The organism is Mycobacteroides sp. H001 (assembly GCF_001440005.1).
Lineage (GTDB): Bacteria > Actinomycetota > Actinomycetes > Mycobacteriales > Mycobacteriaceae > Mycobacterium > Mycobacterium gwanakae.
Window position 1 is genome coordinate 317,553 of record NZ_LJYH01000025.1, and the last position, 21,202, is coordinate 338,754.

Here is a 21,202-nt window from a genome sequence, read left to right on the forward strand (position 1 = left end):
ACGTACCCTGTGGGCCATGCGGATACGCGTCATCAATCCCAATACCACCGAGGCCATGACGAAGGCCATCGGCGTGGTGGCGGAGTCGGCGGCCTGGCCGGGAACCAGCATCACCGCCGTCAACCCGGCGATGGGGCCGGTATCGATAGAGAGTCATTACGACGAGGCGTTGAGTGTGCCCGGTGTGCTGGCCGAAATCCGCCGCGCCGAAATCGAAGGCGCCGACGGGTATGTACTCGCATGCTTCGGCGATCCCGGCCTCGATGCGGCCCGGGAACTTGCCACCGGTCCGGTGCTCGGTATCGCCGAGGCCGCCATGCACATGGCCAGTCACCTGGGCCGGGGGTTCAGTGTGGTCACCACGCTGGAACGCACCGCCGGGCGCGCCTGGGATCTGGCCGAACGCTATGGGATGTCACGTTTCTGCCGGGGCGTGCACGGTTGCGACATCGCGGTGCTCGACTTGGAAACCAATCCCCAGACCAAGGACATTCTCATAGAACTATGCCGCCGCGCGGCCCGCGACGACGGCAGCGAGGTGATCGTGCTGGGCTGCGCGGGAATGGCCGGACTGTGCCGGGATATCTCGGCAGAGATCGGACTCCCGGTAATCGACGGCGTGGCGGCCGCGGTGAACCTGGTGCAATCGTTGGTGTCGATGGGCCTGCGTAAATCCGGGCACGGCGAGTTCGCCGAGCCACCGGTCAAACCCTATGCCGGACTATTGGATTCGTTCGGTTCGATACCGGCGGGGTGAATCCGGCGCCAATGCTCGGCGATGTCGAGCCGTCTGGCGATCCACACCCCCTCATGAGCTTGTACGTGGTCGAGAAACCGCTCGAGCGCAACCGTGCGCGCCGGCCGACCCACCAGCCGGCAATGTAAACCCACCGACAGCATCTTCGGGCTGCCCGCCTCCCCCTCGGCGTACAGACAATCGAAGGCATCACGCAGATGGGTGAAAAATTGTTCCCCACTGGGGAATCCGGCCGGTGAGGCGAACCGCATGTCATTCGTGTCCAGGGTGTAGGGCACCACCAGGTGGTCGATCACACCGCCGTGGGCGGGCACCCGAACCCAGTACGGCAGATCATCGGCGTACGAGTCGGAGTCGTAGGTGAACCCCCCGTGCTCGACCACTAGCTGCCGGGTCTGTGGGGAGTCTCGCCCCGTGTACCACCCCAGAGGCGCAGCGCCGGTGAGATCGCGCACGATCTGAACCGCCTGCGCCATGTGCTCACGCTCGATATCCGGCGACACCAACTGATAGGACTGCCAGCGCAGCCCGTGACAGGCAATCTCGTGCCCAAGCCCACCGAACGCGGCCACCGCCTCCGGATTGCGCTGCAACGCCTGCGCCACCGCGAAGACGGTCAACGGCAGGCCACGGCGCTCGAAGACCCTCAAGACGCGCCAGAGACCGGCCCGTGAGCCGTATTCGTACAGCGATTCCATGCTCATGTGCCGGTTGGGGAATGCCTCGGCCGGGACCATCTCCGAGAGAAATGTCTCCGAGCCCGCCGAGCCATCCAGGACGTTGTTTTCCGCGCCCTCTTCGTAGTTGAGCACGAACTGCACCGCGATCCGCGCCTCGCCAGGCCACCGCGGGTGTGGTGGCGTGCGCCCGTAACCCACCATGTCGCGGGGTGCCGGCTGTCCAGCCTCGTTATGAGCCATCGTGCGCACGATAGTAGGCGGCCCGATTCACCGCATCGAATCACGTTCCGGTGGATCGATTCTGATCCGGGAAAATATTGTTTCCGCGCAACACGGTGGCAACACCGGCCGCTTAGTTTCGGGTGTCACCAGCTTTCCTGGCTGGTCGACATTCGGAGGAGGTTGTGTGAGCGGCGCACTCACGGCTGAGGCCATCGCCCCGACCGGCGGACACGGTGCTGCCGGGGAAAGTGTGATCAAGCCCGGCTATGACCCGGCGTTGACCAATGGCGACCTGGCGCCGCTGCGGACTCAGAATTGGATCAGCTACAACTTCTTTGCGTTCTGGATGTCCGACGTACACAGTGTCGGCGGCTACGTCTTTGCGGGAAGTCTTTTCGCGCTGGGAATCTCAGCATCGCAGGTGCTGCTCGCACTGCTGGTCGGCATCGTGGCGGTGTACTGGCTGTGCAACCTGGTGGCGCGCCCTTCGCAACAGACCGGCGTGCCCTACCCGGTGACCACGCGCATCGCGTTCGGAGTGCGCGGCGCCAATCTTCCGGCCGTGATCCGCGGACTCATCGCCGTGGCCTGGTATGGCATTCAAACCTATTTGGCATCAACGGCATTCGTGCTTCTGGCGGTGAAGTTCGAGCCTTCACTGGGCCGCTACGCCAATGCCGACGAGTATGGCTTTCTGGGTCTATCTTTCCTTGGCTGGGGCGGCTTCCTGCTGATGTGGGTGCTGCAGGCCGCAGTCTTCTGGAACGGCATGGAGGCGATACGTAAATTCATCGACTTCTGCGGGCCCGCGGTGTACGCGGTGATGCTGGCACTTGCGCTCTATCTGGTCGTCGCGGCCGGTTGGGAAAACGTGCATTTCGGCTTGGCGTCGGGCCCGCCGAAAACTGGGTTCGCCGCAGCGGCGACGGTGCTGAGCGCGATCGCACTGGTGGTGTCGTACTTCTCGGGTCCCATGCTCAATTTCGGTGACTTCTCCCGATATGGCCGCACCTTCGACGAGGTCAAACGCGGCAACTTCCTGGGATTGCCGTTGAACTTCCTGTTCTTCGCCGTGTTGGCGGTGTGCACGGTGTCGGCCGGCGCAACGGTCATCGGACGCGGCGAGGACGGCGCCATCATCACCGACCCGGTGCTGATCGTGGACAAGATCAACAACACCACCGCGGCGGTGCTTGGCGTGCTCACCTTCGCGATCGCCACCATCGGGATCAACATCGTGGCCAACTTCGTCTCGCCCGCTTTCGATTTCTCCAATCTGGCCCCGACACGGATCAGCTGGCGTGCCGGCGGGATGATCGCGGCGGTCGGCTCGATCCTGATCACGCCCTGGAATCTCTACAACAACCCCAACACCATCCACTACACGCTCGACATTCTCGGCGCCGTGATCGGCCCACTCTTCGGAGTCCTGATCGCCGACTTCTATCTGGTTCGGGGCCGCACGGTCATCGTGGACGATCTGTTCACGCTGTCGCCGTCGGGGGCGTATTACTACCGCGGCGGCATCAACCCGGTCGCGGTGACCGCGACGGTGGTCGGTGCCGCGGTGGCCATTGCGACGGTGATCTGGGGCAGCGCGTATCTGGCCGCCTTTACCTGGTTCGTGGGCGCGGGTATCGGTTTCGCCGTCTATCTCCTCGGCATGCGATACACGCCGCGGCATCTGATTTACGGCCGGTAATCGTGGTCGCAACCGTCGCCGAGATGCTCGCACGGCACCTCGATCACATCGCCGCGTGCGGCCAGGTACGGCCCGGCTCCCCGATCGCCCGCCAGCGCGCTCGACAACGGGCCGAAATGATCCGAGCCGATGTACACCGGATGGCCCGGCCGACCGCCGAATGTCGCGCGAACCAGTGCCGATCGGCGGCGCTCACTGGCGTGCAGCACCGCACCGACCACCTCCGGCCCCACCGATGGCAGGTCCACCAGATGAATGAGTACCCCGGCCACATCTGTGCGCGGGTGCGCAACGTCCAGCACCGCCCGCACCGATTCCGACACGCCGCCGCGCCACCGCGCGACGTCGATACCTCGTGCGGGCAAAGGTATCTCGGCCGGCGCAGCGCCCCGCGTCACATAGATCTCGTCGCAACCGCCCCGGTCCAGTGCGGCGACGGCCAGTTCGAGCCAGCGCCCATTCTCGGCAAGGATCTTCGGCATGCCGTAGCGGCTTCCGGCGCCGGCTGCCAGCACCGCACCGATGACAAGGCCCGTGGCGGTATCCGGTTGCATACATCCATCGAACCGCACGGGCACGCCGTGCGTAATACGGGCTGAATACCGTGTTCACATCCGATAAACAGGCCGTCGTTACGGTCGCGCACATGTCGACCGCCATCGAAACACCCGCCAGTGAGATGGTGCGCCTGGCGAACAAACCGCCCTGGTACCGATCACTGTTCGTCCAGCTTCTGGTGGCGATCATCGCGGGCGTACTTATCGGGTGGCTGTGGCCGGAGGTCGGCGCTGATCTGCGCCCCCTGGCGGACGGTTTCATCAAGCTGATCAAGATGCTGATCGCCCCAATCATCTTCTGCACGGTGGTGCTCGGGATCGCCCATGTCGGCGACCTCAAGTCCGTCGGCAGGATCGGCGTCAAGGCCCTCATCTACTTCGAGGCGGTCACCACATTTGCCCTGGTGTTCGGCCTGCTGGTGGGCAATCTCGCCAAACCGGGAGCGGGATTTCACATCGACGCGGGCACCCTGGCGACGGGGGCCGATGCCATCGCGAAGAAGACCAACAACGGTGAGCTGCCCCATACCGTCGAGTTCCTGCTCGGCATCATCCCCTCCTCGATCGTCTCGGCCTTCGCCGAGAATGCGCTGCTGCAAGTGCTGTTCTTCGCGGTGCTGTTCGGCCTGGCGCTGGCCAAGTTCGGCGAATCGGGGCCACCGGTGGTCCTCGAGTTCATCGACCACCTCAGCCACATCTTCTTCACCATCATCGGGTGGATCATGCGGCTGGCGCCGCTGGGAGCGCTCGGCGCGATGGCCTACATCGTGGGTCAATACGGCATCGGCTCGCTGGGCAGCTACGGCAAGCTCATCGCGGCCTGTTACGCGGCGGCGCTGCTGTTCATCGGAGTTCTGGCGGTGATCGCGCGGATTTTCGCGGGAGTGAATCTCTGGAAATTCGTCGTCTACATCAAGGACGAGCTCTTCCTGGCGCTCGGAACCGCATCCACCGAAGTGGTGCTGCCGCGCATCATGACCAAGCTCAATCACGCAGGCTGCTCCAAGACGACCACCGGCCTGGTCATTCCCACCGGGTACTCCTTCAACCTCGATGGGGCCACCCTCTACTTGTCGATCTGTGTGCTGTTCCTCGCGCAGGCACTCGGGGTCGACCTGACCCTCGGAGAACAGATCACCGCCGTGCTGGTGCTGATGCTCACCTCCAAAGGCATGGCAGGCGTGCCGGGTTCATCGTTCCTGGCGCTCTCGGCGACCGTCGCGGCGATTGGCCACGGCGCCATCCCGGTGGCCGCCGTGGCGCTACTGCTGGGCGCCGACCGGATCATGGACTCGATGCGCGTGTCGGTGAATCTGCTGGGTAACTGCGTGGCGACGATGGTGGTGGCCAACTGGGAAGGCCAACTCGACAAGGACCGCATGCGCGCGGTTCTCGCCGGTGAACAGGTCGCCGACGAGCCCGAGGAGGAATCCTCAGCTGCACACGCCTGAGCGCCGCCGCAGCGAGTCTGCGAGCATGGGACCCGTGTCAGCGGCTTCTACGTCCCACCCACCAGAGGCCGATGGTCCCGACTGGCTGGCTCCCATCGCAGCGCTGGTGGCCGGTCTGGACGCCGAGCTGGCGTCTGCCTACCCCGATGGCCGCAGCGAACCGCAACCGATCCACACCGCGTACGTCAGCGCGGCGCTGGCCGGCGTGCAGACCCCTGCGCAGTGGGGTGAATCCGCGCTCGAACTCCTCGGGCGCCACGAAGACGTGCTCGCGGCACTCGACACACAGGGCGTCCTGCCCCGCGTCTCGGAACGGCTTGCCGCCTCCCCCATCCAGGATCTGCGGGTGGACTTCGAGGACGGTTACGGCTGGCGCGAAGACAGCACCGAGGACGCGGACGCACGCAAGGCGGGACGCACCTTGCGCTCACTGTCGATCGCGGCGAATCCTCCTGCGGTACTGGGCATCCGGATCAAGGGCCTGACCTCACTGCACCTGCGGCGCAGCGTGCGCACGTTGGAACTGGTGCTGGACGGCGCGTCGGGCGTGCCGCGCGGATTTGTCACCACCATCCCGAAATTCCGCGCGCTGGCTCAGGTCGAGGCGGCCCTGCGTTTGTTCGACGAACTCGAGCGGGTACACGGATTACCCCATGATTCACTGCGTTTCGAGCTTCAGATCGAAAGCCCGCAAGCAGTGCTGGGCGCCGACGGCACCGCCACCCTGGCCAAGGCCATCCATCTAGGGCAGGGGCGCCTCACCGCATTGCATTACGGAACCTATGACTACAGCGCGGCATGCGGGATCGCCGCCGAGCATCAGTCGCTGGAGCATCCCGCGGCCGATCACGCCAAGGCGGTGATGCTCGCCGCCGCCGCACAGACCGGGGTATGGGTATGCGACGGCTCCACCCAGGTGATCCCCGACGGCACCCTCGAACAGCAGGCGGCGGCACTCACCAGACATCACCGGCTGGTCACCCGCGCCCTCGAACGCGGCTACTGGCAGGGCTGGGACATGCACCCGGGACATCTGATCACCCGCTGGCTGGCGACCTACGGCTTCCATCGGCGCGCGCTCGCGGTGGCCGGCCCGCGCATCGTCGCCTACCTGCAACGGCAGGGCGGCGGTGTCATCGACGAACCGGCGACGGCGCAGGCCTTGGCCGCCGGGGTTCTGCGCGGTCTGGACTGCGGCGCTTACTCCCCCGACGACGTGGTCGCCATCGCGCCCGGATGCGACCGGGCGGTACTGGACCAACTCGTGCAACGCACCACAACAGGAGATACCGACCAGCAATGACCGGCAATACACCCACCGGGCTGCCAGATTTCACGATGCTGCCCGATCTGGCGCTGCGGCCGCTCGGCGGCGCGGTGATCTGGGCCAACGACGACCTCTTCGCCGAGAAAGAGAACCTGATCAAGCCCGGGCCCGCCGACTACCGGCCCGCAACCTTCGGGCACAAGGGACAGGTGTACGACGGATGGGAGACCCGGCGCCGGCGCGACCCCGCGGGCGAGCCCGGCCACGACTCCGCCATCGTCCGGCTGGGTGTCCCCGGTCTGATCGCGGGCATCGTCGTCGACACCGCATGGTTCAAGGGCAACTACCCGCCGGAGATATCGGTCGATGCCGCCGAGATCGAGGGGTACCCGCCCGCCGAAGATATCGCGCGGAATACTCACTGGCACAGTATCATCGGGCGCACCAAGGTCTACGGAGACAGCCGCAACGTCTTCGACGTCCACTCCACACAACGGTGGACACATGTGCGGTTGACCATGCACCCGGACGGCGGAGTCGCCCGACTGCGCGTGCATGGCCATGGCCGGCCCGACCCGCGATTCCTTGACGCCGGGCAGTTCGACCTGGCCGCCATCGAGAACGGCGGCCTGGTGACCGATTGCTCCAACCGCTTCTACAGCTCACCGCAGAATCTGTTGTTCCCCGGCGTTGCCCGGGTGATGGGCGACGGATGGGAAACCGCGCGCCGCCGCGACGATGCCAACGACTGGGTGCAGGTGCGGCTCGCCGGTGAAGGGGTACTGCGCCTGGCTGAGATCGACACCTCGTACTTCGTGGGCAACAGTCCCGGTGCGGCGGGGCTGCAAGGCCGGACCGCCCAAGGTGACTGGGTTCCGCTGCTGCCACGCACCCCGCTGCAGCCCGACACCCGGCACCGTTTCCTGCTGGAGAACCAGCAGCCCGTCACCGACGTGCGCCTGGACATCTACCCCGACGGTGGGCTGGCGCGCCTGCGCCTCTTCGGTGACCTCACGGCGGCAGGACGGGCCTCCCTCGAAGACCGTTGACGGTCGCGCCTCGTGCGTCCCGGGGTGGCGCCAATAGACTCCTTCGACGTGACCGAACGAGAGAAGACGGATTCCGCACCCACCAAGGACGCGGGGGCCGCCCTCGACGTGGAGGGCTCCGGTGTCCAGCCACCGGTGTCCGACCGGATACGCAGGGCTTTCTGGTGGCTGGAGCGCTTCGCACCGGCCATCGGTTCCCGCTGGGCGGTCGAACTGTGGTGCACCCCGCCGGTCATCGAATCGAGTCTGCGCATGCCGCCCGGTGTGCCCCCCGGCGAACCGCTGGAGGCCCACTGGGACGGGCACCGTATTGCGGGTGAGTCATGGGGCGAGGGGCCGACGGTCTACCTGGTCCACGGCTGGGGCGGGCAGCGCACGCACCTCGGGATCTTCATCAAGCCTCTGCTGCAGGCCGGTTACCGCGTCATCGCCTTCGACCTGCCCAGCCATAGCGAGTCCGCTGGGGGCGCGCTCGCACCGGGGCGCACCACGCTCATCGAGTGCGCACACGCGGTGGCGGCCGTCATCAAGGAGCATGGGCCCGCCCACGCGGTGGTCGCCCATTCCCTGGGGGCCAACGCGACCACCTTCGCGGCCTCCTATGGCGCATCGGTGGGCCGCTTGGTGTACCTGGCACCGATGGGCGACTTCCCCCTTTACTTGGACCTCTTCGCCGCACGCCACGGCTTCGGCAAGCGGATACGCGCCGGACTGCAGCGCCAGCTCGAGCGCCGTATCGAGATGACACTGCCCGAAACCGAGTTGGTTCGCGTCGCGGCGACTGCTGGGCATCCGCCGCTGCTGCTGATCCACGATCCCGACGACCCAGACACGCCGTACGCATCGAGCGAGCGGCTGGCGCAGTCATGGCCCGGTGCACGTTTCATGGCGACCAAGGGACTCGGGCGCCTGGCGCACTTCCGGATCCTGCGGCACCGCCCCGCGATCAACGCCGGTCTCGAATTCATCGGCCCCGCGACTGAACAGCAGCCAGCCGACGCCTAGAGCATCCCGAGCAGCTCCATATCGGTGACGTACTTGACGATGTTCGGCGCCCCGACCTGAGGAATGTCTCTCTCGGAGCCAATCTTGGCTTCCTGCACCGCGGCACGGAACCGATCGGCTGGGGCGAATGAACCTGTAGTCGGCACGATGGGACTGACCCGCTCGGGATCCTGCACCAGCGTCAGATACATCTGCAGCACCGAGTTTCGCCGGTGCTTCTCGGGCAGTGCTTGCAATCCTGTCCCGAACCGTTGCAACCAGTCCTGGAAATCGTCGACACGCTCGATGGGGTACCCGGCCTCGATCAACCAGTCGACATACTCATCGAGACCGATGCCGTCATCGTGCGGGTTCATCACGTGATAGGTCTGGAATCCGTCAACCACCTGAACACCCAAGGTGGTGATGGCCTCGGCAACGAACTCCACGGGTAGCCCGTCGAAGTGCGCACGCCTCCGATTGCCTTCAGCGTCAAGGCGATAGAACGACTTGGGTGCCAGGCCGGTGGTCACGATGCTCAGGATCATCTTGCTGAACACATCCGACGAGTTCAGCTGACCCGCATAGGTGGTGTCGGCCAGGATCATGTCGCAGCGGAAGACCCCGATCGGCAGTCCACACAGATCATGGGCTTCTCGCAGCAGCACCTCGCCGGCCCACTTACTGCTGCCGTAGCCATTGGCGTACGTGTCCTTGATGACACGCGTGGCACAGATGTCACGGATATCGGCGTCCTCGGTGAAGGCCACCTTTTTGACCGGATCACCCACATTGGCCGTCGACACGAAGGTGAACATCTTCAGCTTCGTGGTGAGGGCCAACCGGATCAGCTCTGCGGTACCGGCCACGTTGGGCCCGAACAACTCGCCATAGGACAGGGCGCCACTGACGACGGCCGCCGAATCGACGATCACGTCAACGGTATCGGCCAGTCGCTGCCAGGTCTGCTCGGTCAAACCGAGGTCTACTTCACCCTTATCACCGGCGATGACCTCCAAATGGTCTTCGGCCAGTTCATGGAAGTGCCGCAACAGTTCCGGGTCGCCGCTGTCGAAGATCTGTTCCAGGCGGCGGCGGGCCTCCTCATCCGATGAGGCCCGCACCAAACAGATCAGCTTGCCGTCAAGCAATTCCAGCTTTTCGAGCCATTGCAGCACCAGGTAGCGACCGAGGAAGCCCGTCGCCCCGGTCAGCAGGACGGTGCGCGCCTCCCCACTGGGATTCGGCAATGTCGTTGCGGTGCTGAGGGTTTCCGCGTCAATGAACTTGTCCAGCGTCAGGTCCGCGGCACGTACCTCGGCGACCTCGGAGCCGTGTACCGCCACATAGCGCGGGTCACTGGCATGCTTGTCCAGTTGTCCGCTCAGGCTGCTCACCGTGGGGGTGTCGAAGAGCGCGCGCACCGTCAGGTGGGTGTTCATCGACTTGTTGATGGCGGCGATCAGGCGCATGGCGGACAGCGAGTCTCCGCCCAGATCGAAGAACGAGTCGTCGACGCCCACCCGTTCCAGACCGAGCACGTCGGCATACAGGCCGGCCAGGGCTTCCTCGACCGGATTGGACGGGGCCCGGTACTGGGTTTCCTGATACTGCGGCTCCGGCAACGCACGGGTGTCGAGCTTTCCGTTGACTGTCAACGGCAAAACGTCGATGACCACAATCGCCGCAGGGACCATGTAGGCCGGTATCCGTTCGGCCAGTGCGGCTCGTGCCTGGGCCGGCTCGACGGTCCCGGTGACGTATCCGACGAGTCGCTTATCGCCCGGGCGGTCCTCACGCACGATCACCACTGCCTGCTCGATGCCCTCGAGATCGGCTAGCGCGGTCTGGATCTCGCCGAGCTCGATGCGATAACCGCGGATCTTCACCTGATCATCGGCACGCCCCATGTAGTGCAGTTGCCCGTCGGTACCCCACCGCACCAAATCCCCGGTGCGATACATGCGGAGTCCTTCTTGGCCCGCGAATGGGCATGCCACAAAACGCGAAGCGGTTAGCCCGGACCGGTGCAGATACCCGGCCCCCAGCCCGTGGCCCGCGATATACAGCTCCCCGACCACCCCAATCGGAACCCGTCGCATCGAGGTGTCCAGCACGAAGAGCGCCGCGCCGGCGACCGGCACACCGATCGCCGGTGTGCCCGAGCCAGCGGCCAGGGGCGGACTCACTGTCACGCACAGTGTGGACTCGGTGGGGCCGTACGCATTGACCATCAACCGTCCGGGCGCCCACCGGTCCACCATCTCCGCAGAGCATGCTTCGGCAGCCACCACCAGGGCCATGCCCTCCAGCGCCTCCGGCGACAGTGCTGCCGCCGCGGACGGCGTTTGATGCAAGACCGTGACGCGCTCCGTAACCAGGAATTCCTGGAAGTCTTCCGGGACCAACGATTCGGGTACCACCACGAGGCTGCCACCGTGCAGCAGCGGACCCCAGATCTCTTCCACCGAGGCATCGAAGGCATACGAGTACCACTGAGACCACACCTGCCCCGGCCCCGACGGCACACCGAGGTGCTCATACCCCAGCACTTGTGTCACGTTGTGGTGAGTTGTCGCCACGCCCTTGGGAATACCGGTGGTACCCGAGGTGTACACGATGTGCGCGATGTCATCGGGGGACGGCCCCGCCAGGGCGGTGCCGGGCTGGGTGTTCGCCCCGGAGTCACTGACATCGATGATCGGCAGCGTGTACCCGTCCAGGCGTGAGCGCAGTGCCGCACTGGTTATCGCGGCGATCGGTCGCGCATCGTTGATCATGAATTCGATGCGCGAATCGGGAACTGCCGGAGCAATCGGCAGATACGCCGCCCCGCTCTTGAGTACCGACAGAATCGCGACGATCGCCTCACCACGGCGTTCGGAGAGCAACGCCACGCACTGACCCGGTCCCGCACCGTGCTCAACGAGCAAGTGCGCCAAACGATTCGATTCATCATCGAGCTCGCGGTAGGTCCACGACCGCTGCCCGCATCTCATCGCGGTCGCCGCTGGATTGCGAACCACCTGCGCTGCGAACAGTTCCGGTATCGACGTCGGTGTTACCGGAGCAGAGAGCACCGCGCGGTTGCCCAGCTCATCGAGCCGGGCACCTTCGGCGGCATCGAGCACATCCACCGCCGACAACCGCTGCGAAGGATCTACCGCGACAGCCTCAAGCACCCGCCGCAGCCGTGCCATCAGCGACTGCACACTCTCCACATCGAAGACGTCGGTGCGGAACTCGACCGCACCACCGATCCCGGCGGGCGCGCCGGTGTCGGTGAAACGCTCACCCAGAGAGAACGTCAGGTCCATCCGGGCGGTGTTGGTGTGCACCGGTATCTGCGTGATCCGCAGATCGCCCAGCGCCAATGCCGCGGCATCCTGCCCGGGAAGGTTCTGCCAGGTCAACCCGACCTGAACAAGTGGATGACTACTGCGGGACCGGATGGGGTTGAGCCACTCCACCAGCACCTCGAAGGGCACGTCCTGGTGTTCGAGCGCACCCAGACTGCGAGCGCGGACCTGTGTCAGCAGATCCGCGAACGTGGGGTCACCGCCGGCATCGACCCGCAGCACCAACGTGTTGACGAAGAAACCGACCAGCTCGTCGAGCGCCGGCTCATCACGCCCGGCGACCGCGAACCCCACCGCCACATCGGAGGTGGCGCCGATCTTGGACAGCAGCACCGCCAGCGCCGCCTGGATCACCATGAAGCTGGTCGCTCCATGCGCACGTGCCAATGCACGCACTCCCTGCTGCAGCTCTTCCGGCCAGTCCAGATCCACACTGGCGCCGCGGTAATCGGCCACCGCCGGGTAGGGCCGGTCGGTGGGCAGCGACAGATGTTCAGGCATCCCGGCCAGCGCATCCTGCCAATAGGCGACCTGGGTGGCGATGGCGCTCCCGCTGTCTTCGAGATCGCCCAGCTGATCCCGTTGCCACAGCGTGTAATCGGCATACTGCACCGGCAGCGGCGCCCAGTCGGGTGCATATCCCCCGCACCGGCTGGCATAGGCCACGGTCAGATCGCGCATGAGCGGGGCCACCGACCAGCCGTCGGCGGCGATGTGATGCACCGTGGCCACCAGCACGTGCTCGACGTCGGACACCGCGAAAAGCTGTGCATACAGCGGTATCTCGGCCGCGAGATCGAACGTGTGACGCGCCACGGAGCCGATCGCGTCATCCAGCTGCGCGGGCAGCCAAGCGCTGGCGTCGACGACATCCCAGCCGAATTCCACGCTCTCGGGTGGCAGCACCTGCTGGTACGGCACGCCGTCCTCATCGCGGAACACGGTGCGCAGCGATTCGTGGCGGCTCACCACATCGGACAATGCCGCACCCAATGCGTCCAGGTCCAGCTGCCCGCTCAGCCGCAGCGCGACCGCCATGTTGTACACCGGTGAAGCACCATGCAATTGGTCAAGGAACCACAACCGCCGCTGCGAGAACGACAGCGGAACGACCGCGGGACGCGGTACCGACACCAACGGCGCGCGGCCGCCCGATTCGGTGCGCAGGCCCGGAGCCAGCTGGGCGATCGTGGGGGTGTCAAAAAGAGCACGCACGGTCAGGTGCGTGTTCATCGACTTGTTGATGGCCGCGATCAAACGCATCGCCGACAGCGAGTCCCCGCCCAAATCGAAGAACGAATCGTCGACGCCCACGCGTACCAGACCGAGCACCTGCGCATAAATATCAGCCAGGATCTCCTCGACCGCGTTGGACGGGGCCCGGTATTGGGTTTCCTGATACTGCGGCTCCGGGAGGGCGCGGGTGTCGAGTTTCCCATTGACCGTCAACGGCAAGGCGTCTACCGCCACGATCGCGGCAGGCACCATGTACGGCGGCAGGCGCTCACCCAGCACCACACGCGCGCCGGCGGTATCGACCAGTCCCGCTACCGACTCGGTGACGTAACCGACCAAACGCTTATCGCCCGGCCGATCCTCGCGCACGATCACCACCGCCTGGTCGACACCTACGACGTCGGCAAGGGCCGCCTGGATCTCGCCGAGTTCGATGCGATAGCCGCGGATCTTGACCTGCGCATCAGCGCGGCCCAGGTACTGCAGGTTTCCATCCGCACGCCACCGCACCAAATCGCCAGTGCGGTACATACGCTGGCCCGGGTCGCCGAAGGGGCACGCCACAAACCGCGAGGCGGTCAACGACGAGCGGCTCACATAACCGAGTCCAAGGCCGAGCCCCGACACATACAACTCGCCGACCACACCGACCGGCACCGGCCGCAGCCAGGCATCGAGCACAAACAGTGCGGCTCCGGGCACCGGGCCACCGATCGTCGGCGTCCCAGAACCCGCGGCCAATGGCTTGCTGACCGTCACGCACATCGTGGTCTCGGTAGGCCCGTAGGCGTTCGTCATCACTCGCCCTGGTGCCCAACGATCCACCAGCTCGGCCGAACATGCCTCGGCGGCCACCACCAGTGCCACCGAATCGAGTGCCTCCACGGACAGCGCCGACACCGCCGACGGGGTCTGATGCAGCACGGTGACATGTTCGTCAATCAGCAAGGCCTGGAACTCATTCGGACCGATCGACTCCGGTATGACCAGTAGCCGCGAACCGTGGAACAGCGCACCCCAGATCTCTTCCACCGAGGCATCAAAGGCGTACGAGTACCACTGAGACCACACCTGCCCCGGCCCCGACGGCAAACCGACGTGCAACGACTCCAACAACTGCGTGACGTTGTGGTGAGTTGTCGCCACTCCCTTGGGAATACCCGTAGTGCCCGAGGTGTAGATGACATGCGCGACGTCGTCAGAGGCGGGCGACGGCAGCGATGCATCGGACTGTTCGCCGACCACCGGGTCATCGACGTCGACAACCACGACATTCTGCGCCGCGAACCGGCTCGCCAATTCGGCAGTGGCGACCACGGCCACCGGCCCCGCATCGCCGATCACGAAATCGATCCGGGCATCGGGCACCGCCGGGTCAATCGGCACGTATGCCGCCCCGGTCTTGAGCACCGCCAAGATCGCGATGATGCCCCGCGCCGAGCGCGGGAACATCACCGCAACGCACCGGCCTGGGCCAGCACCTAAGCCAATCAGATAGTGCGCCAGCCGATTCGAATCCCGATCAACCTCACCGTACGTCCACGACCGGCCTCTGCAGGTCAGCGCGGCCGCATCGGAGGTCCGCGCCACCTGTCCCGCGAACAACGCCGGAATCGACGTCCCCGTCGCCGGGCGGAGCAGCACTGCCCGGTTGCCCATCGCGTCCAGACGTTCACGCTCGTCGGCTCCCAGCACGTCCACCGCGGACAATCTCTGCGATGGATCGGCGGCCATTGCCGCCAACACGAGTTCGAGTCGACGAACCAAGACCTCGGCGCTCTCGGCATCGAACACTTCGGTGTCATGTTCGATGGTCAGCGCCAGTTCCCGACCGGGCGTCACCTGTAGTGCCAGTGGGTAGTGGGTGGCTTCCCGGCTGGAGAACCCCGCGATGGCCAATTCGCCTGTCCCCATGATCGTCTCGAATGCCGCCGGGTCGATCGGGTAGTTCTCGTAGACGAACAAGGTGTCGAAGAGCTGGTCCTGCCCGGTGACGCGGTGAATCTCGGGAAGCGCGACGTGTTGGTGGTCCAGGGTGCGATTGGACAGGCTCTGCAGCTGCTCCAGCAGCCCGGCGGTGGTGGTGGTCGCGGTAATGCGTGCGCGCACCGGGACCGTGTTGATCAACAGGCCCACCATCGATTCGGCGCCTGCCACCTCGGCAGGACGGCCGGAGACGGCGGCCCCGAATGCCACGTCGTGCTGACCGGTCAACCAGACCAGCAGCTGCGCCCAGCCTGCCTGCAGGACGGTGTTGACGGTGGTGTGATGTGTGCGTGCAAGGTCGGTCAGTGCGCGCGTGGCCGGCTCGGACAGTCGCAGTGATTGAGTCTCGCGCCGCCCCGATCCCAGCTTGTGCGAGGGACCCACCAGCGCGGGCGTCTCGAACCCGGCCAGCGCGTCCTGCCAAGCGGCGAGTGCGGCGTCATGATCCTGTTCGGTCAGCCATGTCACGAACCTGCGGAACGGGACGGCCGGCGGCAGCGCGTGCCCGCCCAGAGTCGCGAAGACCTCTTGCAACAGGATGGGCAACGACCAACCGTCGAGCACACTGTGGTGGCTGGTGAGCACAAAGCGGTGTTGGTCGTGTCCGATCCGGATCAACGCCACCCGGAACAGGGGCGGGCTGGTCAGATCGCAGACCGCTGCGCGTTCGGCCGCACACACCTGCTCGATCTGGTCGTCGATATCGATGCCGCCGATTTCTATGTACTGCCAAGGGGTTTCGGGATCAGCGGGGATGATCTGCACCGGCGGATCGAACTGTGGGTGAAAGCGAGCCGCGAGGTTGGGATGTCGGGCGATGACCGTATCCACCGCGTCGCGCAGCCCCTGCGCATCGAGCGCACCCGCAAGAGTGAGGTCCAGTTGCACCGCATACACATCATCGCTGTTGGCATGGGCGGTGGCATGGAAGAGCAGCCCCTGCTGCAGCGGCGTCAGCGGCAGCACATCGGCAACTCGGTGCTGGCGCTCCAGCTCGTCGATCTGATGTTGAGTGAGCGATGCGGGCAGGATATCTGTCGGCGTCAATCCCCCTCCGCCGCAACGCACATGTGCGCAGATACCTGTCAGCGCCTCGATCCAGAGCTGGCTCAATCGGCCGATCTGCGCATCGTCCATCGAGGACGCCCAGGTCCAGTTGGCCTGCAGACGAGGCTCGGTGCCGGTGCCCGTTTCCCAAACACCCGCGTTCAGGGTCACGGTATGAGCCAACGCCAGCGGCACAGCAGCGGTCACCGCGGCCGCAGCGACGGCGTCGGGGCTCGGCAGCCACAGCTCGCCGCCCTGATCGCCGGCACCGCCCAGCCGCCCCAGGTAGTTGAACCCGATAACCGGTTCTGCCCCAGCGAGATCCACCTCGGGGTTCAGATATCGCAGCAGACCGTAGGTGATGCCGTCGGGCAGCGCACGCAGCTGCTCCTTGGCTGCCTTGATCACCGCACCCAACGCGGCATCGCCGGCGCTCACCTGCGCCCAGTCCAGCCTGCCAAGGTTCAGGGCCACCGGGTATTTACTGGTGAACCACCCGACAGTGCGCGACAGATCGACCCGTGCGGTCACACTGGGATCCAAGTCCTCGTGGCGCCCATGGCCTTCCACGTCGATACCGACCGGCGCACCGGTGTTACCCGTCAGCTGCGCGACTGCCAGCCCGAACGCGATCAACAAGATGTCGCCCACCCCGGCGTGGAACGCCGCAGGGGCCTCACCCAGCAAGATGCGGGTGGTGTCGGCGTCCACAGACACCGACATCGTGTGGGCGGTCGCGTAGGTGTCAACCTCCGGCTGCACGGCAGGCAGCAGCGCAGGGGTCGTCTGTACCCTCGTCCACGCCTCGGCATGCCCAGCCACCTCGGTGGTGCGCGCGTGCCGATCGATCAGCGCCGCCCACCGGGCGAAGGACGTGCCAGTCGACGGTAGAGCCACCGGTTGCCCGGCGTGATGCTGAGCCCAACCGATATTGATGTCTTCCAGCAGGATTCGCCAAGACACTCCGTCCACGGCGAGGTGGTGCACAACCAATGCCAGCTGCGCTGTGGAGCGCACCCACAGTGCGCTCAGCATCGTCCCGGTGGCCGGGTTCAGTCGGTCTCGGGCCTGCAACAATGCCTCGTCGGACAAGGCGTCCACGCAACGCAGGCAGTCGCGCGCGTCCACCGCCCCCGCCTCGGGGACTGTCAATGACCACCCATCCGCACCGGTGTCCTCGGCACGCAGCCGCAACATCGCGTGGTGGTCCAGTAGCGCTTGCAGCACCACCGTCACATCGGCTTCGGTCACCGCGGCCGGGACCGACACGACCATTGTCTGATTGAAGTGGCCGGTTTCACCCTGCATGCCCTGCAGCCATCGCATGACCGGCGTCGCAAGCACCTCGCCCACCCCGTCATCGGCCGCATCCTCATCGCCGGTGACCAGGGTGGCCACGCGGGCCAGCCGTGCCACGGTCTGCTCGACGAAGACATCGCGCGGTCGGCACAGCACCCCGGCAGCTCGTGCACGCGACACCACCTGCATCGACATGATGCTGTCTCCGCCAAGGTCGAAGAACGAATCGTCCACGCCGACCCGCGGGAGCCCGAGGACCTGTGCGTAGATAGCAGCGAGCGTCTGCTCTACCTCCTCTGATGGTGCTCGGTACGCGCCGGCCGTGAGCTCAGGCGCTGGGAGTGCCCGGATGTCGAGCTTGCCGTTGGGGGTGAGCGGAAGCGCATCCAGGACGATGATCGCGGACGGAATCATGTAGGCAGGCAACCGATCACCGAGCGCCGCGCGGGCCTGGGCGGGATCGATGGCGCCGGTGACGTAGCCCACCAGGCGCCGATCGCCGGGACGGTCCTGGCGGACGGTGACCACGGCCTGCTCTACGCCGTGTACATCGGCGAGTACTGCTTGTACTTCGCCGAGTTCGATGCGGTTACCGCGGATCTTGACCTGCTCGTCCGCCCGGCCCATGTACTGCAGCACGCCATCGGCGTTCCAGCGCACCAGGTCCCCCGTGCGATACATCCGCTGCCCGGTCGGACCGTACGGGTTGGCCACGAACCGTTCCGCCGTCAACACCGCGCGGCCCACGTAGCCGGATGCGAGTGCCGCACCGGCTAGATACAACTCGCCCACCACGCCGATGGGCGCCGGGTTCAGCCCCGCATCCAGCACCAGGGTTTGCATGCCCGGAATCGGGGCACCGATACCCACCGGCTGCCCGGCTGTCATCGGTGTGGAGGTTGCCCAGATGGTCGCCTCGCTGGGGCCGTACGCGTTGATCAACCGCCGATCAGGCGCCCACGCGTCCACCAGCTCACGCGGGCAGTCCTCACCCGCGGTGACCACCGTACGTACCGCCGCCAACCGCGTCCGGTCCAGCGATGACAACACCGTCGGGGTCAACACCGCGGCAGTGACGTGCTGTGCCTGCAAAAACTCAGTCAACGCGTCTGCGGCGTAGACGTCACGCGGTGCCACCACCAGCGCTGCCCCCGCACTCACTGCCCACACCATCTCGAAGACCGAGGCGTCGAATGTCGGCGAGGCCACCATCAGCACCCGCGCATCGCCGCCCAGTTTCAGCAGATCACATTGTGCTGCAGCGACTCCCGGCAACCCCGCGTGACCAACGGCCACGCCCTTGGGGGTACCGGTGGAGCCCGATGTGAAAATTACGTATGCGGTGTTCTCGGCCCGCAGCGCCGCTGACCGATCGGCATCGGTGATGGGTTCGGACGACTGCCCGGACACGTCGCAGCCATCGATACGCAGCACGGGGCGCGCGCCAGCCCAGGAAACCTCTTCGGTGCCACGGGTCACAACGCACACCGCTGCCACCGAATCCAGCACCGTGGCGATCCGCTCGACCGGATGAGCGCCGTCCACCGGCACGTATACGCCGCCGGCCTTGGCCACGGCCCACCACGCCACCACCAGCTCGGCGCAGCGATCCATCGCCACGCCCACCGCACGTTCCGGGCCGACCCCATTCTCGATCAACACCCGCGCCCACCGCGTCGACCATTCATCGAGTTCCCGGTAGGTCAGCTCCCGCGCGCCGTCGACCACGGCCACTGCATCCGGCCTGCTGGCTGCTGTCGCGGCCAGCAATTGCGGCGCCACCCCAACCTGCGCCTGCGCTCCCGCACCGGACCACTGTGACAGCACCAGATCGTGCTCCCGCTGGTCCAGCAGCGGCAGCTCACCCACCACCACCGTGGGATCGGCACCCAGCAGACGCCCCAGCAGTGATTCCAAACGGGTTATGTGCCTGTCGATCTCGCCGGTCGTATACCTGTCGGGGTTCCACGCGAACTGGATGCGCGAGGTGCCACCACCCGGTCGCGGATAGATGTTGATCGCGATGTCCTGGACCGGGAAGGTGGTCAGCACATTGACCACCGCCTCCGACGGCCCGAAGAAGAACACATCCGCGAAATCGAAGACGTTGATGACCTGACCGAACTCGATGTTGGTGTCGCGGCGACCCGCATCGGCCACCAGCTCCGGCCAGCGCCGGAACTGTTGGTGCCGCAACGCGCCCACAACGGCTTTGGCGACCTGGTCGTCGAGCGCTCCGATGGTGTCCGCGGCATCGACGGTGACGGACAACGGCACCAGGTTGGACACCATGCCACCGCATCTTTTCAGCGCCGCCGTCGTGCGCCCCGATACCGGCAGCGACAGCGAAACATTCTGGCGTCCGGTTGTTTTCGCGATGAAGGTGGCCAGCGTTGCGATGACTCTGGCTACCTCGATCTGGCCAAGTCCGTTCTGCGACAACAGCTCGTCGCAAACCAAATCGCGCACCTGGGGGTGGCGCGGCGTGACCACACGTTCCATGCCCGCAAGGTCGGCCGTCTCCACGGGCTCGGCCAAGACCTTCTTCCAGTACTCGAAATCCGCATCGCTGCGCGCGGACTGCTGATACTTCTGGTCGGCGTCGCGAATCACGGAGAACTCAGAGAAATCGACATCGGTCTGCGGTGCGACCGATCCCGAGTACACATCTGCGATATGCCTCAGCAGATTGTTGGTGGCGTACCCATCCAGGAGAACGTGATGGGTACGCATGTAGAAGTACGACAGATCGTCGGCAATCCGCAATAAGGTGAAGTGCGTGAGCCGTTCACTGAGTAAGTCGATGGGCCGGCGGTATTCCTCGTCCATCCAACGACGAGCGGCAGCGGCAGCATCGGGCTCGGCTCGCAGATCGATGCAATGCATGGTCTGCGGGAACGAACGGTCCACCACAAAGACCGGTTCACCGTCCTCAAGGGCCAGCCGCGCACAGGGAGTGCCGAATCGCGCGGCCATCGATTCGCAGGCGACCATGAGCCTTTCGGTGTCTACGTCATGGTTGATCGTGACAAATCCGGCGAAGTTGTAGGGAACCTCGGGCCGCAGTTGTTGGGCAACCCATATCGACCGTTGCGCGGCTGTCAGGGGTCCGAGAACTTCTGTCTGCGTTCCGTAATTGAGCATGAGGACGACGAACTCCCTACTTGGGCCTGCAAACTGGCGTCTGAAATGTCAGCGTTGAGATGACTTGTCGCTCTGGGCGGACACGTCCTCTACGCGAGTCGTTGGCGCAGGTCCTTCGGCCGGATATCGGGCCAGTGTTCGTCGATGTATTCAAGACATGCCGCGCGGCCCGCGTCGCCGTAGACCACGCGCCAGCCCGCCGGCGCATCGGCGAAGGACGGCCACAGACTGTGCTGCTCCTGGTCGTTGACCAGAACGAGAAAACTGCCATTGTCATCGTCAAAGGGATTGGTTTGCATCGATTTTCCTCATCATCACGATCTGAGCGCGACGGCGCTGCGAGCCCGCCGAGCAGCACCGGTCCTACCGCCTGGGGATCAGGTGTGGCTGTTGAGATATCCCCCGCGCCGGAAGTACTCGTGGCCGCTGTGCTCGTTGCCGTCGGCGTCTCGGATGCGGGTG

The 21,202-nt window shown here is 65.5% G+C and carries 10 protein-coding genes; 6 read left to right on the forward strand and 4 right to left on the reverse strand.

Going from position 1 to position 21,202, the window contains the following annotated elements; all coding sequences use genetic code 11:
• Positions 1 to 16 precede the first annotated feature (16 nt).
• Entirely contained in the window at positions 17 to 757 is a 741-nt protein-coding gene (locus tag AOT83_RS10555) for an aspartate/glutamate racemase family protein (protein WP_057966018.1), read from the forward strand.
• Here AOT83_RS10555 and puuE read toward each other — a convergent pair.
• Entirely contained in the window at positions 712 to 1,638 is a 927-nt protein-coding gene (gene puuE, locus AOT83_RS10560; protein ID WP_057966052.1) for an allantoinase PuuE, read from the reverse strand. The two genes, AOT83_RS10555 and puuE, sit on opposite strands and share 46 nt — an antisense overlap.
• 40 nt (positions 1,639 to 1,678) lie before the next feature.
• On the opposite strand from puuE, the gene AOT83_RS10565 reads away from it, so the two are divergent.
• Positions 1,679 to 3,361 (forward strand): NCS1 family nucleobase:cation symporter-1, encoded by a 1,683-nt coding sequence (locus tag AOT83_RS10565; RefSeq protein ID WP_057966019.1) that lies wholly within the window; start codon positions 1,679 to 1,681, stop codon positions 3,359 to 3,361.
• Here AOT83_RS10565 and AOT83_RS10570 read toward each other — a convergent pair.
• Positions 3,349 to 3,915 carry an NTP transferase domain-containing protein gene (locus AOT83_RS10570; protein WP_057966053.1) on the reverse strand — a complete coding sequence of 189 codons (567 nt, stop codon included), beginning with the start codon at positions 3,913 to 3,915 and terminating at the stop codon, positions 3,349 to 3,351. The two genes, AOT83_RS10565 and AOT83_RS10570, sit on opposite strands and share 13 nt — an antisense overlap.
• A 92-nt stretch (positions 3,916 to 4,007) precedes the next feature.
• Here AOT83_RS10570 and dctA point away from each other — a divergent pair, with 92 nt between their 5' ends.
• From dctA to AOT83_RS10590, 4 genes are all read left to right on the forward strand, one after another.
• Positions 4,008 to 5,369 carry a C4-dicarboxylate transporter DctA gene (gene dctA, locus AOT83_RS10575; protein ID WP_057966054.1) on the forward strand — a complete coding sequence of 454 codons (1,362 nt, stop codon included), beginning with the start codon at positions 4,008 to 4,010 and terminating at the stop codon, positions 5,367 to 5,369.
• A 103-nt stretch (positions 5,370 to 5,472) separates the two neighbouring features.
• Positions 5,473 to 6,672, forward strand: a complete 1,200-nt coding sequence (locus AOT83_RS10580; RefSeq protein WP_057966055.1) for an aldolase/citrate lyase family protein — start codon at positions 5,473 to 5,475, stop codon at positions 6,670 to 6,672.
• The gene (gene alc / locus AOT83_RS10585) at positions 6,669 to 7,685 is read left to right on the forward strand and encodes an allantoicase (RefSeq protein ID WP_057966020.1); all 1,017 of its coding nucleotides are present in this window, start codon (positions 6,669 to 6,671) and stop codon (positions 7,683 to 7,685) included. Before AOT83_RS10580 ends, alc begins: the two co-directional genes overlap by 4 nt.
• Positions 7,686 to 7,733: 48 nt before the next feature.
• Entirely contained in the window at positions 7,734 to 8,690 is a 957-nt protein-coding gene (locus AOT83_RS10590) for an alpha/beta fold hydrolase (RefSeq protein WP_057966056.1), read from the forward strand.
• Here the strand turns inward: AOT83_RS10590 and AOT83_RS10595 are convergent.
• Complete coding sequence (locus AOT83_RS10595) at positions 8,687 to 20,740, reverse strand: non-ribosomal peptide synthetase (protein WP_057966021.1); 12,054 nt, start codon at positions 20,738 to 20,740, stop codon at positions 8,687 to 8,689. The genes AOT83_RS10590 and AOT83_RS10595 overlap by 4 nt on opposite strands.
• An 89-nt stretch (positions 20,741 to 20,829) precedes the next feature.
• Positions 20,830 to 21,039 (reverse strand): MbtH family protein, encoded by a 210-nt coding sequence (locus AOT83_RS10600; RefSeq protein WP_030093729.1) that lies wholly within the window; start codon positions 21,037 to 21,039, stop codon positions 20,830 to 20,832.
• Positions 21,040 to 21,202: the final 163 nt, after the last annotated feature.

Bases quoted from the DNA above. Each gene is read 5' to 3' on its own strand.
- AOT83_RS10600 (WP_030093729.1), bottom strand. From the start codon at position 21,039: ATGCAAACCAATCCCTTTGACGATGACAATGGCAGTTTTCTCGTTCTG.
- dctA (WP_057966054.1), top strand. From the start codon at position 4,008: ATGTCGACCGCCATCGAAACACCCGCCAGTGAGATGGTGCGCCTGGCG.
- AOT83_RS10595 (WP_057966021.1), bottom strand. From the start codon at position 20,740: ATGCTCAATTACGGAACGCAGACAGAAGTTCTCGGACCCCTGACAGCC.
- alc (WP_057966020.1), top strand. From the start codon at position 6,669: ATGACCGGCAATACACCCACCGGGCTGCCAGATTTCACGATGCTGCCC.
- AOT83_RS10555 (WP_057966018.1), top strand. From the start codon at position 17: ATGCGGATACGCGTCATCAATCCCAATACCACCGAGGCCATGACGAAG.
- AOT83_RS10570 (WP_057966053.1), bottom strand. From the start codon at position 3,915: ATGCAACCGGATACCGCCACGGGCCTTGTCATCGGTGCGGTGCTGGCA.
- puuE (WP_057966052.1), bottom strand. From the start codon at position 1,638: ATGGTGGGTTACGGGCGCACGCCACCACACCCGCGGTGGCCTGGCGAG.